General features: G+C 73.0%; 14 protein-coding genes. 11 read left to right on the forward strand and 3 right to left on the reverse strand.

From position 1 onward, the window contains the following. Window position 1: 1 nt before the first annotated feature. Entirely contained in the window at window positions 2-1,114 is a 1,113-nt protein-coding gene (locus ACYVOM_RS29445; RefSeq protein WP_460306797.1) for an alkaline phosphatase PhoX, read from the forward strand. On the opposite strand, the gene ACYVOM_RS29450 is transcribed toward ACYVOM_RS29445, so the two are convergent. Together ACYVOM_RS29450 and ACYVOM_RS29455 are read right to left on the reverse strand one after the other, a co-directional pair. Continuing rightward, window positions 1,104-2,021, reverse strand: a complete 918-nt coding sequence (locus ACYVOM_RS29450; RefSeq protein WP_460306798.1) for an MBL fold metallo-hydrolase — start codon at window positions 2,019-2,021, stop codon at window positions 1,104-1,106. The two genes, ACYVOM_RS29445 and ACYVOM_RS29450, sit on opposite strands and share 11 nt — an antisense overlap. A 69-nt stretch (window positions 2,022-2,090) precedes the next feature. Then, complete coding sequence (locus ACYVOM_RS29455; protein WP_460306799.1) at window positions 2,091-3,350, reverse strand: DUF1015 family protein; 1,260 nt, start codon at window positions 3,348-3,350, stop codon at window positions 2,091-2,093. A 43-nt stretch (window positions 3,351-3,393) separates the two neighbouring features. On the opposite strand from ACYVOM_RS29455, the gene ACYVOM_RS29460 reads away from it, so the two are divergent. Both ACYVOM_RS29460 and ACYVOM_RS29465 read left to right on the forward strand, forming a co-directional pair. Further along, on the forward strand, window positions 3,394-3,819 hold the full coding sequence (locus ACYVOM_RS29460) for a tetratricopeptide repeat protein (RefSeq protein ID WP_460306800.1): 426 nt from the start codon (window positions 3,394-3,396) through the stop codon (window positions 3,817-3,819). Between the two features lie 7 nt (window positions 3,820-3,826). Beyond that, entirely contained in the window at window positions 3,827-4,813 is a 987-nt protein-coding gene (locus ACYVOM_RS29465) for an HAD-IIA family hydrolase (protein WP_460306801.1), read from the forward strand. A gap of 29 nt (window positions 4,814-4,842) precedes the next feature. Here ACYVOM_RS29465 and ACYVOM_RS29470 read toward each other — a convergent pair whose 3' ends face one another. Continuing rightward, on the reverse strand, window positions 4,843-5,184 hold the full coding sequence (locus tag ACYVOM_RS29470) for an SCP2 sterol-binding domain-containing protein (RefSeq protein WP_460306802.1): 342 nt from the start codon (window positions 5,182-5,184) through the stop codon (window positions 4,843-4,845). A gap of 133 nt (window positions 5,185-5,317) precedes the next feature. Here ACYVOM_RS29470 and ACYVOM_RS29475 point away from each other — a divergent pair, with 133 nt between their 5' ends. From ACYVOM_RS29475 to murJ, 8 genes are all read left to right on the forward strand, one after another. After that, window positions 5,318-5,533 carry a hypothetical protein gene (locus ACYVOM_RS29475; protein WP_460306803.1) on the forward strand — a complete coding sequence of 72 codons (216 nt, stop codon included), beginning with the start codon at window positions 5,318-5,320 and terminating at the stop codon, window positions 5,531-5,533. Next, the gene (locus ACYVOM_RS29480; RefSeq protein WP_460306804.1) at window positions 5,530-6,336 is read left to right on the forward strand and encodes a TlyA family RNA methyltransferase; all 807 of its coding nucleotides are present in this window, start codon (window positions 5,530-5,532) and stop codon (window positions 6,334-6,336) included. Before ACYVOM_RS29475 ends, ACYVOM_RS29480 begins: the two co-directional genes overlap by 4 nt. After that, window positions 6,333-7,229 carry an NAD kinase gene (locus ACYVOM_RS29485; protein ID WP_460306805.1) on the forward strand — a complete coding sequence of 299 codons (897 nt, stop codon included), beginning with the start codon at window positions 6,333-6,335 and terminating at the stop codon, window positions 7,227-7,229. Before ACYVOM_RS29480 ends, ACYVOM_RS29485 begins: the two co-directional genes overlap by 4 nt. A 63-nt stretch (window positions 7,230-7,292) precedes the next feature. Continuing rightward, window positions 7,293-9,011: a DNA repair protein RecN gene (gene recN, locus ACYVOM_RS29490; protein ID WP_460306806.1), complete on the forward strand. Its 1,719-nt coding sequence runs from the start codon at window positions 7,293-7,295 to the stop codon at window positions 9,009-9,011. A gap of 53 nt (window positions 9,012-9,064) precedes the next feature. Continuing rightward, window positions 9,065-10,306, forward strand: coding sequence for a putative cytokinetic ring protein SteA (steA, locus tag ACYVOM_RS29495; protein ID WP_460306807.1), 1,242 nt, complete (start codon window positions 9,065-9,067; stop codon window positions 10,304-10,306). Then, window positions 10,303-11,274 (forward strand): copper transporter, encoded by a 972-nt coding sequence (locus ACYVOM_RS29500; RefSeq protein ID WP_460306808.1) that lies wholly within the window; start codon window positions 10,303-10,305, stop codon window positions 11,272-11,274. Before steA ends, ACYVOM_RS29500 begins: the two co-directional genes overlap by 4 nt. A gap of 11 nt (window positions 11,275-11,285) precedes the next feature. Continuing rightward, window positions 11,286-12,233 carry a hypothetical protein gene (locus ACYVOM_RS29505; protein ID WP_460307096.1) on the forward strand — a complete coding sequence of 316 codons (948 nt, stop codon included), beginning with the start codon at window positions 11,286-11,288 and terminating at the stop codon, window positions 12,231-12,233. Beyond that, complete coding sequence (gene murJ, locus ACYVOM_RS29510; RefSeq protein WP_460306809.1) at window positions 12,230-13,798, forward strand: murein biosynthesis integral membrane protein MurJ; 1,569 nt, start codon at window positions 12,230-12,232, stop codon at window positions 13,796-13,798. Before ACYVOM_RS29505 ends, murJ begins: the two co-directional genes overlap by 4 nt. The last annotated feature ends 51 nt before the right edge of the window (window positions 13,799-13,849 follow it).

Here is a 13,849-nt window from a genome sequence, read left to right on the forward strand (position 1 = left end):
CCTGGCGTTCAGTGGGGGGCTGTGGCAGGGGGTGGCGGGGGCGGCGCCCGCGCAGCCGGGGGGTGGGCCTTATGGGGGGCTCGGGGTGGTGGACGGGAACGGGGTGCGGTTGCCGGCGGGGTTCAGCAGCCGGGTGGTGGCCCGGTCGATGCAGGGGGTGGCGGGGACGGGGTATGTGTGGCATCCGGCGCCGGACGGAGGGGCGTGCTTTCCCGACGGGGACGGGTGGATCTATGTGAGCAACTCCGAGGTGCCGCTGGTGGGCGGGGCGTCGGCGGTCAGGTTCGCGGCGGACGGGTCGATCACGGGGGCGCATCGGATCCTCAACCTGACGCAGGTGAACTGTGCGGGCGGTGCGACGCCGTGGGGGACGTGGCTGTCGTGTGAGGAGTACGACTACGGGCTCGTCTACGAGACCGATCCGACCGGGGTGAAGGCCGCCAGGTCGCGGCCGGCGATGGGCAGGTTCAAGCATGAGGCGGCGGCGGCCGATCCGGATCGGAAGGCCGTCTACCTGACGGAGGACCAGAGCGACGGCTGCTTCTACCGGTTCCTTCCGACGGTCTGGGGGGATCTGTCCAAGGGCGTGCTGGAGGTGCTGGTCGGCACCGGGCCCGGGGCCGTCACGTGGCAGAAGGTGCCGAACCCGCAGGTGTGGCTCACGCCGACGCGCGAGCAGGTGCCGGGCGCGCTGCGCTTCAACGGCGGCGAAGGCTGCCACTACGCCGACGGGGTCTGCTACTTCACGACCAAGGGCGACAACCGGGTGTGGGCGTACGACACCGGGACGTCCGTCCTGGACATCGCCTATGACGACGGCCTCGTGACGACGGGCCCCGCGCCCCTCACCGGTGTCGACAACATCACCGGGTCGGCGGGCGGCGACCTGTACGTCGCCGAGGACGGCGGCGACCTGCAGATCAACGTGATCACCCGGGAGGGCGTCGTCACCCCCTTCCTCCAGCTCGTGGGACATGACTCCTCGGAGATCACCGGTCCGGCGTTCTCCCCGGACGGGTCGCGCCTGTACTTCTCCTCCCAGCGCGGCACGACAGGGGTCATCCTGGGGACGGGCGGTGTCACGTTCGAGGTGACGGGCCCGTTCAGGAGCTGAGCGAGTGCATGATCCCGGCGACGTTGGAGCGGACGTCGTTGAGGACGGCGTGCTTCTCGCGCAGGGCAGGGTCGTCGAGCGCCTTGTAGCGGCCCGCGGTGCGTTCGACGACCATGGCGACGGCGTGGTCGAGGTCGAGGTCGGCGTCCTTGGCCCGCCGCACGGTCTCGACCCACAGCCGGAGTTCCTCCTCTGACCTGTCGAGGGTGAGGGGGACGTCTTCCACGGGCCCGTAGTGCGCGAACAGGAGGCGGGTCGGCTGGAGGGCGCGGAAGCGGTCGAGGGAGGAGAGCGCCGTGTCGAGGTCGAAGTCCGGTGGTGGGGTGGCGGGCCTGATCTCGGCGGTCTCGGGGATGTAGATGCCGGCGGCGTCGCCGACGTAGAGGTCGCCGGTGAGGGAGTCGAGCAGGCCGACGTGGTGTTTGGCGTGGCCCGGTGAGTAGTGGCTCTCCAGGCGGCGGCCTCCGCCGAGGTCGACGACGCCGGTCTCGTCGACGGTCCGGATCCGGGACGCCTCGGTGGGCTTGAGGCCGCCGAAGAGCCGGTCGAAGGCCTCGCCGAAGACCATGCGGGCACTGCGGACGAGGCGTTCGGGCGAGGCGAGGTGGCGGGCGCCCTTCTCGTGCACGACGACCTCGGCCCGCGGGTACATCTCGGCGATGTCGCCGACGCCGCCCGCATGGTCGAGGTGGATGTGGGTGACGACGACGGAGGCGAGGTCGGCCGCGGCGACGCCGAGCGCGTCGAGGGCGTCGCGGACGACGGGGGCGGATCCGGACGTCCCCGGCTCGATGAGGCAGGGCCGGTCGCCGAGGATCAGGTAGCCGGCGGTGATCCCGGTGTGCCCGGCCATCTGGGTGTCGATCTCGTAGACGTCGTTCCCGAGTGGAGTGATCAGGTTGGCCATGGCCTCAAAATAACCCGCCCGGCTCGTGATCTACTTTGTAAAGGCCGCAGTCTGTGGATAACCCGATTCTCAGCCCGCCGGCCGCTTCACCGCAGGCGGATCGGCCAGCAGCCGCATCACCAGCCCCGTGCGCGGCTTAGGTCCGAACGAGGTCGACTTGCGCGGCACCCGCTCGCCGCCGGCGGCCAGCGCCATCACCACCGGGACGGTCAGCGGCTTGAGGACCACCGCGGTCCCGCCCGTCCGCGCGGCCCTGTCGATGGCGTGGGCGGCGTCGTCGTGGACGACCTGGACCGTGTGCTCGTCGGGGTCGATCTTCCAGAGTCCGCGGATGAGCAGGCCGTCGAGGACCGCCGTGTTCAGGGCCTTCCAGCGCGCTGAGCGGGCCGAGGGGAGCGCCTCGGCCAGCAGGGCCGGGTCGGGGTCCGTCAGCAGCCAGAACCGGTCCGCGCCCGCCAGCAGGAGGCCGTCAGCGGCCTCCTCCAGAGCCGCGAGCGCCCCGGGCAGGCCGGTGCCCGCCTCGGTGACGGTGAAGGCCGCACGGGCGGACTCGGCGGCCTCCAGCGGATCGAGGCCCGGCAGCACCCGGTGGATCGCGCCGAGCCGCGGCGGGTAGCGTAGCGAGTCGACCAGCAGCGCCAGCCCGAAGTCCCACGGGCCGGGGCCCTCGCGGCGGGCCTGGTAGGCCCGGTAGGCGGCGTACCTGTGGTGGCCGTCGGCGATGAGCGCGCGGCGCTCGCGCAGGTCCGCGGCGACCCGCGCGGTGTCCTCCAGCCGCCAGAGCCGGTACCGGGTGCCCGAGGGGGAGACGCTGTCCAGGACGGGCGCGGTGGTCTCCGCGGTCTCGTCGACGACCTCGCTGGCGGGCCCGCCGCCCTCGTAGGTGAGCAGGATCGGCTCCAGATGGGCCCCGGTGGCCTCCATGAGCGCGAGCCTGTCCTGGACGGGGCCCGGATAGACGTCCTCGTGCGGCAGGATCACGCCCTCGGACTCGTCGCGCAGGCCGACCGCCCCTATGAGCCCGCGTTGCAGCCCGCCGTCGCTACGGCGTTCGTAGACGTACAGGGCGGGTGACGGGTCGGCCGCCAGGACTCCCGTCGAGAGCCACTCCCTGAGCAACTCCGCGGCGCCCGCGTAGTCCCCGTCGGGAAGGGTGATCCGGACGATGTTGCGCGAGTCGGCGGCCCGCAGGCCGGACAGTTCGTCCTCGTCGATGAGGTCGTACGGTGGACAGGTGACGGCCGCGAGGCTCCCGTCCTTGGGCGGGGCGTAACGCACACCGTGGATCGGGGCCAGGACGAGGCCCCTGCGAAGGTCGAATCCGTCCATGCTGGGGCATGGTACGGAGAGACGCGTATCGGAGGTGCACACGTTGGTTCAAGGTTCAGGAGAGCCCGGGGATTCCCACCAGACGTACGGGGAATCCGGGGAGGACGTCTACGACCTGTATTCGAGGGGTCTGAAGCTGCTGGCCTCGGGCAGCCCCGCCGCGGCCGTCCAGCTGCTCTCCAGGGCGGCGGCGGCCGAACCCCACTCGCCGAGCATCCGCGAGGCCCTCGGCCGCGCCCTGTTCGGCGCCAGGCACTACGCGGAGGCCGCCGAGAGCTTCCGCTCGATCGTCGCGGAGAATCCCGCCGAGGACTTCGCCCTTTTCGGACTCGGCCTGTCGCTGAGCCGGATGGGCATGTTCCAGGCGGCCGCCGAGCATCTGGCCCTGGCCGTGGCGATGCGGCCGGAGAACAAGGACTACGCCTCGGCGCTGCGGCACGTCCGCGCGACCCTCGACTCCCGGAGATGACCCCCGAATGCTGACCGACTCCTACGACGTCGCGCTGCTCGACCTTGACGGCGTCGTCTACCGAGGCCACCACCCGATCGAGAACGCCGCGGAGTCCCTGGCGAAGGCGCGGGCGCAAGGGATCCGGCTGGCTTATGTGACGAACAACGCATCGCGTACCCCGAGCGCGGTGGCGGACCTGCTGACGAGCCTCGGAATCCCCACCCGGGAGGAGGACGTGGTGACGTCCTCGCAGGCGGCGGCGCGTCTTCTGTCGGAGAGACTGTCTCCGGGGGCGAAGGTCCTGGTGGTCGGCGGTACGGCGCTGCGTCACGCCCTCTATGCGCGGGGTCTGAGGCCGGTCTCCACCTATGCGGAGAAACCCGAGGCCGTCGTGCAGGGCTTCACCCCTGACCTGTCGTACGGCCTGATCGCCCAGGGCGCCCAGGCCGTCCTGGACGGGGCCCTGTTCGTCGCCTCGAACGGCGACCTGACGATCTCCGCGCCGCACGGCCCGAACCGTCCGGGGAACGGCTCCCTGGTGAAGGTGATCGAGAACGCGACGGGCGTCGCGCCGATCGTCACGGGGAAGCCGGAGATCTCCCTGCACCGCGAGAGCATCCTGCGTACGGGCGCGCGAAGGCCCCTCGTCGTGGGCGACCGACTGGACACCGACATAGAGGGCGCCTTCAACGGCGGCGCCGACAGCCTGCTCGTCTTCACCGGAGTCACCGATCCGCTCATGGCGCTCACGGCCGAGCCCCGCCACCGGGCGACGTACCTGGCGCCGGATCTCACCGGTCTTCTCGTCGACCACCCTGAGGTCGTCGAGGAGGGCGGCCGTTACGCGTGCGAGGGCTGGACGGCGAGCTGGGACGGAGAGGCCGTCACGCTGTCGGGGGAGGGAGATCCGTGGCACGGCCTGCGCGCGCTCGCGGCGGCGGCCTGGCGGACGCCGGAGCCCGCCGCGCCCGAAGCGGTGCGCGGCGGGCTCGGCGTGCTGGGCCTGGGCTGAGCGGCCCGAAGGGTCAGAGGATCTCGGAGTCAGAGGATCTTGCGCAGCCGGATGAGGTCGAGGACGCTGGCCTCGATCTTGAGGCGGCCGGTGGCCCACGCCTTGGCGGGGCTGACCTTGTCGGCCGCGAGGTCGAGAAGGTCGGCGGACTTCATCGTGAGCTTGACCTGGGCCGCGCGCGGGTCCCCGGTCGGCTCGAAGGGCGCGAGCCCGGTCGGGGTGATGCGGGTGGCGTACGAGAGGCCCAGGTCGCTGACATGGCAGCTCACCGAGCGGTTCACCGCGTGCTCGGCCCACTTGGCGGGGTCGACCTCGCCGAGCTTCCGGGCCAGCACGTCCAGCGCGTCCACGCATTCCTGCTCCGTGGCCATGACTGACGATTCCCCGCTTCCGTCGACGTCTGTGTCGTCACAGGACGGTAGCGTTCCTCATGTGGTCCGCGCGAACCGCGGCACGCCGGAAGACGATCGGGTCGCACACGGCCCGACCTGCCGACTTGAGTGGATGGGCGCTGGGATGGGCGGGGAGATGCAGCAGGGCACGGCCCCCTGGAGGGGCCAGGGGGAGCGCGGCGGCGAGGCCGCCGTGGCCGCGGTGCTGGCCGGACTCGACGGCCTCGACGGGACGCCCGTCGGCGGGCACGTCGCGGTGTTCGAGCGGGTGCACGCGGGCCTCCAGGAGATCCTGGGGGCCCCCGAGGAGACGCGGGAGGCGCGGTGAGCCCGGTCGTCCGCCGCAGGCTCGACGCGGAGCTGGTGCGGCGCAAGCTCGCCAGGTCGCGCGAGCACGCGGGCCAGATGATCACCGAGGGGCGGGTCAAGGTCGGCGGCCAGCTCGCGACCAAGCCTTCCACCCAGGTGGAGCCTTCGGCGGCGCTCGTGGTCGAGGAGAGCGCGGAAGGCCCGGAGTACGTCTCGCGCGGCGGCCACAAGCTCGCGGGCGCCCTTGAGGGCCTGCCCGCGCTGGACGTCGCGGGCCGCAGGGCGCTCGACGCGGGGGCGTCCACGGGCGGCTTCACCGACGTGCTGCTGCGCGCGGGCGCCGCCCATGTGGTCGCCGTCGACGTCGGCTACGGGCAGATCGCCTGGTCGCTGCGCACGGACGAGCGGGTGACGGTCGTGGAGCGGCTGAACATCCGCGAGATGGAGCCCGAGCACGTGGGGGAGCCGCCGAGCCTCGTCGTCGGAGACCTGTCGTTCATCTCCCTGACGAAGGTGCTCGCGCCGATCCAGGCGTGCGTCACGCCCGACGCCGACTACGTGATGATGGTGAAGCCGCAGTTCGAGGTGGGCAAGGCCCGGGTGGGCCAGGGCGGTGTGGTGCGCGATCCGGAGGTGCGCAAGGCCGCGGTCCGCGAGGTCGCCGCCTACGCCGAGACCCTTGGCCTCGGCGTCCTGGGCGTCGTGGCGAGTCCGCTGCCGGGGCCCGCGGGCAATGTCGAGTACTTCCTGTGGCTGAAGGCGGGGGCGCCCCCGCTCGTCGAGGAGGACCTCGCCCGGGCCGTCGCGGAGGGGCCCGCATGACGCGCTCGGTGCTCATCATGGCGCACACCGGCCGGCCCGGCGCGGTGACCAGCGCGCAGCTGCTCATCCGCCGGCTGGACGACGCCGGGATCAACGTGCGCGTTCTGGAGGGCGAGGCCAAGGACATCGGCTGCTCGGGCGTCGAGGTGTTCCCGGCCGAGCCCGCCGCGACCGCGGGCGCGGAGCTGGTGATCGTGCTCGGCGGCGACGGCACGCTGCTGCGCGCCGCGGAGCTGACCAGGCAGACGGGCACGCCGGTGCTGGGCGTGAACCTCGGGCACGTCGGGTTCCTCGCCGAGGCCGAACGGGCGGATCTCGCGGTGGTGGCGAGCCGGGCCGTCAGCCGGGAGTACGAGGTCGAGGAGCGGATGGCGATCGACGTCACCGTCCGCTTCGGCGGGACCGAGCACAAGACGTGGGCGCTGAACGAGGCGTCGGTGGAGAAGCTGGCGCGCGAGAAGCTGCTCCAGCTCGTGGTCGGGATCGACGGCCGTCCGCTGTCGCACTGGGGGGCCGACGGGGTGGTCTGCGCCACGCCCACGGGCTCCACGGCCTACGCGTTCTCCGCGGGCGGCCCGGTGGTGTGGCCGGAGGTGGAGGCGATGCTGGTGGTGCCGATCAGCGCGCACGCCCTCTTCGCCCGGCCACTGGTGGTCTCCCCGACGTCCACGGTGGCGGTGGAGGTGACGCACGAGAACGAGGGCGCGGTCCTGTGGTGCGACGGGCGCCGAACCGTCGATCTGCCGCCGGGCTCCCGCGTCGAGGTGCGGCGCAGTGACGTCCCGGTTCGCCTGGCGCGGCTGCACCTGACGCCGTTCACCGACCGGCTCGTCACGAAGTTCGGCCTTCCGGTGGCCGGCTGGCGGGGGCGCGTTCGCACACAGGAGCGATAATCTGTCCCCGGACGGATGCGGCATGAGCGGATGAGGTGTCCGGAATTGAGACCAAGCCCGGAGTTGAGGCCGAGGGTCGAAGAGGTCCGGATCTCGGGCCTCGGTGTCATCGACGAGGCCGTGCTTGAGCTGTCGGCGGGCTTCAACGTCGTCACCGGCGAGACCGGCGCCGGCAAGACGATGGTCGTCACCAGCCTGAATCTCCTGTTCGGCGGCAGGGCCGACCCCCAGCGGGTGCGGCCCGGCGCGGAGCGGGCGACGGTCGAGGGCCGGATCACGCTCGACCCGAAGGGCCGGGCGGTGACGCGGGTCGAGGAGGCCGGCGGCGAACTCGACGACGACACCCTGATCGTCAGCCGGTCGGTGTCGGCGGAGGGCCGCTCGCGCGCCCATCTGGGCGGGCGTTCGGTGCCGGTGAGCACCCTGCTCACCCTCGCCGACGACCTGGTGGCGGTGCACGGCCAGTCCGACCAGCAGCGGCTGCTCCAGCCGGGCCGCCAGCGCGCGGCGCTCGACAGGTACGCCGGCGAGGCCCTGGTCGGCCCGCTGAGCGCGTATTCCGAGGCCTACCAGCGTCACCGCAAGGTGAGCGCCTTGCTGGAGGAGCTGACGACCCAGGCCCGCCAGCGCGCGGACGAGGCCGACCGCCTCAGGTTCGGCCTGGAGGAGATCGAGAAGATAGCCCCGCGCGAGGGCGAGGACGTGGAGCTGGCCGCGGAGGACGAGCGGCTGGCCAACGCCGACGCCCTGCGCCACGCCTCCAGCACCGCCCACGACGCCCTGCTCGGGGACATGTCCCGGATGGACTCCCTCGCCGACGTCGCGAGCCTGCTGGGCACCGCGCGCTCGGCGCTGGAAGGCGTCCGCGACCACGACCCGGCGCTGGGGGCGCTCGCCGACAGGCTGGCCGAAGCCGGGTACCTGGTCTCCGACATCGGAGGCGAGCTCGCCGCCTACACCGAGTCCGTCGAGGCCGATCCGGCGCGGCTGGCGGCGGTGCAGGAGCGCCGCGCGGACCTGTCGATGGTGGCCCGCAAGTACGGCGGCAGCGTGGACGAGGCGATCGCCTGGTCGGCCGAGGCCGCGGCGCGCCTCATCGAACTGGAGGGCGACGACGAGCGGATCACCGAGCTGACGGCCGAGGAGGCCGAGCTCGCCGCGAGCCTCCAGGAGCTGGCCGACGCCGTCACCGAGGTGCGCACCGAGGCGGCCGAGCGGTTCGGCGCCGCGGTCACCGAGGAGCTGACGGCCCTGGCGATGCCGCACGCGTGCGTGGTGGCGGCGCTCAGCCGGGCCGCGTCCTTCGCCCCGCACGGGCAGGACGAGGTCGAGCTGCGCCTCGCCTCGCACCCGGGGGCGCCTCCGCTGCCGCTGAACCGGGGCGCGTCGGGCGGTGAGCTGTCGCGGGTGATGCTCGCGATCGAGGTGGTCTTCGCGGGCTCCGACCCGGTGCCGACGTTCGTGTTCGACGAGGTCGACGCGGGCGTGGGCGGCAAGGCCGCAGTGGAGATCGGCCGCCGGCTGGCCAAGCTCGCCCGGACGTCGCAGGTGATCGTGGTCACGCACCTTCCGCAGGTCGCGGCCTTCGCCGACCAGCACCTTATGGTGGAAAAGTCCGATGACGGTACGGTGATCAGCAGCGGTGTGACAGCCTTGGACACCGAGTCCAGGATCCGGGAGCTGTCCCGGATGCTGGCCGGAATGGCCGACAGCGAGCTGGGGCGGGCCCACGCCGAAGAGCTGCTGGCGATCGCCGCACGGGACAAGGACGGACACGCCTGAGCACCCGCGCGCCCGACTCGGGCGCGCACGGGCTCTGGCAGGATGAGAAGGCGATGAGCAGCGGACCGGGGGACGGATCGGATACGCGTGCGCGCCGTTGGCTGGCGCCCGCGCGCCTGCTTCGGCTGCGCCGCCGCGGCGCCTCCGAGGCCGACGGGATAGTCGGCCTCGTGCGGGTCGACAAGCGCACCAAGGACCTCGCCAAGCGGCTCCAGCCCGGCGAGATCGCGGTGATCGACCACGTCGACCTCGACCGGGTCGCCGCCGAGTCGCTGGTGTCGGCGGGCGCCGCCGCGGTGGTGAACGTGGCGCCGAGCATCTCCGGGCGCTACCCCAACCTCGGCCCGGAGATCCTGGTCGAGGCCGGGATCGCGCTCGTCGACGACGTCGGCCCCGACATCTTCGACAAGATCCACGAGGGCGAGACCCTCCAGATCGACGGCGGGCGGATCCTCCTCGACGGGGAGCTGCTCACCAAGGGCATCCGGCACACCGCCGAGAGCGTCACCGAGGCCGTCGAGGAGGCCAAGGGCAACCTGTCGGTCCAGCTCGAGTCCTTCGTCGCCAACACGATGGAGTACGTCAAGAAGGAGCAGGACCTCCTCATCGACGGGGTCGGCGTCCCGGACGTCGCCACGTCGTTCGAGGGCAGGCACGCCCTGATCGTGGTGCGCGGCTACCACTACCGCGAGGACATCGCCACGCTGCGGCCCTACATCCGCGAGTACAAGCCCGTCCTCATCGGCGTCGACGGCGGCGCGGACGCGCTGCTGAAGGCCGGGTACAAGCCCGACATGATCGTCGGGGACATGGACTCGGTGTCGGACGAGGCGCTCACCAGCGGCGCCGAGATCGTCGTGCACGCCTACCGGGACGGCCGCGCGCCGGGCCTCAAGCGGGTGCAGGAGCTGGGCGTCACCGACGCCGTCACGTTCCCCGCCGCGGCCACCAGCGAGGACTGCGCGATGCTGCTCGCCGACGACAAGGGCGCGCAGCTCATCGTCGCCGTCGGCACCCACATGAACATGGTCGAGTTCTTCGACAAGGGCCGCGCCGGCATGTCCAGCACGTTCCTCACCCGGCTGCGGGTGGGCAGCAAGCTGGTCGACGCCAAGGGCGTGAGCCTGCTGTACCGCAGCCGGATCTCCTCTTCCGCGCTGCTCGTCCTGGTGGCGGCCGCCCTCGTCACGATGACCGTCGCCCTCGTCGTGTCCCCCGTGGGCTCGCTCGTGCTGTCGAGCCTCGTCGAGCGGTGGCACTCCTTCCTCTTCTGGCTGACCGGACTCTTCTCTTGATCGATTTCCGTTACCACCTCGTCTCGATCGTCGCCGTCTTCCTGGCTCTGGCGACGGGGCTGCTCCTCGGCTCGACGAGCGCCGTCCAAGACGTCTCGCAGAAGGTCGCGGACAAGAGCCTCGACTACATCCAGAAGACGAACGAGGAACTGCGCGACCAGGTCACCGCCCAGGAGGACCAGCTCCAGGGCCAGGACCAGTTCGCCCAGGTGACCGGCCCGACGATCCTGGCCGACCGGCTGAAGGACACCTCGGTGGTGTTCGTGCTGGCGCCGGGCGCGGCCGAGCAGACCCGCACCGGCCTGGACGCCGCGGTGAAATCCGCGGGCGGCACCGTCTCGGGCTGGGTGTCGCTCGCCGACCCCTACCTCGCCGACGGCCAGGCCGAGGTGATCGACCAGCTCGCCGAGCAGCTCAAGCCGTCCGGCCTGACCTACGGCGAGAACGCCGACGCCTACGGCAAGGCCGCCGCGCTCCTGGCGCACGTGCTGGTGACCAAGGACCCGGAGAAGGCCGGGCACGAGGACGTCGCCTCCGGCGCGGTGCTGGCCGCCTTCAAGGAGGCGGGGCTGCTCACCACCAGCGGCAAGCCCGAGGCCCGCGCCGAACTCGCGCTGCTGGTCGCGCCGGGCACCCCCTACACGGGTGACGGCGCCGAGGCCGACGACAACGCGCTCGTCGCGCTGGCGGGCGCGCTGGACTCGGCCGGGCAGGGCGCGGTCGCCGCGGGCAACACCGCCTCGGCAGGATCGGGCGGGCTGCTGTCGGTGCTGCGCTCCTCCGAGACCGGTGAGCGCGTGTCGTCGGTCGACACCGCCGACACCACGTTCGGGCAGATCGTCAGCGTGCTCGCGCTGAACGTCGAGATGAACGGGGAGTCCGGCGAGTACGGTACGGGTTCCGGGGTCGGCGGCTACCTGCCCGACCCGCTTCCGCCCGTTCCCGCCAAGACCGGAGCCAGGCCGTGAGACGACTTCTGATGGGCGCCGTGCTCGGCGCGGCCGCCGCCCGCACCGCCTACGTGGCGCTGACGCGCAGGCCGCCCAACCTGGGCGGGCGCGAAGGCGCGCAGGTATGGGGCCGCACCAACCACCGGGGCGAGCCGGTGACCCTGCTGGAGGGCCCGGCGTTCGCGCTCGGCAGCGCCGCCGCCGCGCTGGTGCTGCCCGGCACCCCCGGACGGCTGCGGGCCGCGGCGCTGGTGGCGGGCGCGGGATCGGGCGCGTTCGGCGCGTACGACGACCTGGCCGGCTCGGCCTCCTCCCGGGGCTTCAAGGGCCATCTGACGGCGCTGGCGCGCGGCGAGGTCACCACGGGCGCGGTGAAGATCCTCGGGATCGGCGCGAGCGGCCTGGCCGCCGCGGCGCTGGCCGGATCGCCCGCCGCCACGCCCCTGCGGCGCACCCTCGACACCGTGCTGAACGGCGCGATCATCGCCTCGGCGGCGAACCTGATGAACCTGTTCGACCTGCGTCCCGGCCGGGCGATCAAGGTCGGCATGATCACGGGCGCGCCGCTCGCGCTCACCTCCGGCTCGGCCGTCGTCGCCGCCCCCCTCGGCGCGGCGTTCGCGCTGCTGCCCGAGGACCTCGGCGAGCGGGCGATGCTCGGAGACGCGGGCGCGAACTCCTTCGGCGCCCTCCTCGGGCTCGCCGCGTCCCGCCTCGGCCTGCCGACGCGCCTCGCCGTCCTCGGCGGCCTCGTCGCCCTGAACGGTGCGAGCGAGTACGTCAGCTTCACCAAGGTGATCCGCGAGAACCCCGTCCTCAACCGGCTCGACATGCTCGGCCGCCGCCCCGTCGAGGCCCCGGCCGCGCCCCCCACCCCCGCCGCGGACCTGGCGGGCGTGTCGCCCGACGCCGAGACCGCTTCCGCGCGGGCCGGGTCCGACGGCGAAGCGGAGCCGCGGGCGCAGTCCGCTCCGTGAGGCGCGCGCTCGGCGGGATCGCCGGGGCCGCCGCCCTCATCGCCGTCCTGACGGTCCTGGCCCGCATCGCCGGCTTCGGCCGGACCGCGGTGTTCGCCAAGGCGGTCGACACCGAGTCCTGCCTGAGTGACGTCTACTTCGCCGCCAACCAGATCCCGAACATCATGTTCGAGATCGTGGCGGGCGGCGCGCTGGCCAGCATGGTGGTGCCGGTGCTGGCGGCCCCGGCCGAACGCGGCGACGCCGAGACCGTCCGGCGCACTGCCTCGGCGCTGCTCACCTGGGTCCTGCTCGCGCTCGTGCCGCTGGCGCTGCTGGTGGCGGTGGCGGCGGGCCCGATCATGGACGTGCTCACCATCGGCCTCGCCCGGTGCGACCCCGACGCCTACCGCGCGATGGGCGCGCGGATGCTCGTGGTGTTCGCGCCCCAGATCGTGTTCTACGGGCTCGCGGTGGTGCTCTACGGGGTGCTCCAGGCGCACCGGCGCTTCACCGGCCCGGCGATCGCGCCGCTCGTGTCGAGCCTCGTGGTGATCGGCGCCTACCTCCTCTACGTTCCGGCCGCCGACGGGCACAGCCCGGACGATCTGCCGGGCGTGCCGCGCGCCGCCGAACTCGTCCTGTCCGGGGGCACGACCCTCGGGGTGGCCGCGCTCGTCGCCGTCGCCGGAATCGCCGCGCTGGGGCTGCGGCTGCGGTGGCGGCCCGCGCTGCGCTTCCCCGAAGGGGTCGGCGCGAGGGTGCGCGGGCTCGCGCTCGCGGGCCTGGCGACGGTGGTCGCGCAGCAGGTGGCGATAGCGGCGATCCTCGTGCTCCAGAACCAGGGCGACACGGGCACGCTCACCCAGTACAACTTCGCCTGGGCGGTGTACCTGCTGCCGTGGGCGATCCTCGCCGTGCCGATCGCGACGAGCGCGTTCCAGGCGCTGTCGGCGCGGGCGGACGACACGGCGGCGTTCGACGCGACGGCGGCCTCGACGACCCGTGTGGTCGTGCTCGCCTCCTGTCTGGGCGCGGCGGGCCTCGCCGCGATCGCGGTGCCCCTCGGCGCTTACTTCAACCCGGGCGGGCAGGTGTTCGTGCGCGCGCTCCTCTGCTTCGCCCCCGGGCTGCTGGGCTACGGGCTCGTCGCGCATCTCGGCCGCGCGCTCTACGCCTGCGGCAAGGGCCGCGCCTCGGCCTGGGCGACGGTGACGGGGTGGGCGGTGGTCCTCGTCGCCGACGTGGTCCTGGCGTTCACGCTGCCCGCGGGCTGGGTCGTCGCCGGATTCGGGCTCGGGAACACGCTCGGCATGAGCGTCGCGGGCGTTCTCCTGGCCGTCATGCTGGCCAGAGCACGTGGCGGGGCGGCGCTCGCCGGGCTGGGCCGGACGCTGGCGGTCGGGGTGGTCGCGGCCTGCGTCGCGGGCACCCTGGGTTTCGCGCTCTCCCAGGTGCTGGGGACGGACGGCCTTGCGCGGATGCTCCTCGCCGCGGCGGCGTCCGGGATCCTGGCCGTCGCGGTGTTCGCGGCCGTCGCGGCGGTCGGGGCGCGCCGGGACCTGAGGGCCCTCGCCCGCCGCTGACCGAGCCGGCCCCAAGCGTCTTCCAACGGAATCGTCAACGCCGGCCGGAAG

This window comes from Actinocorallia aurea (assembly GCF_054783995.1).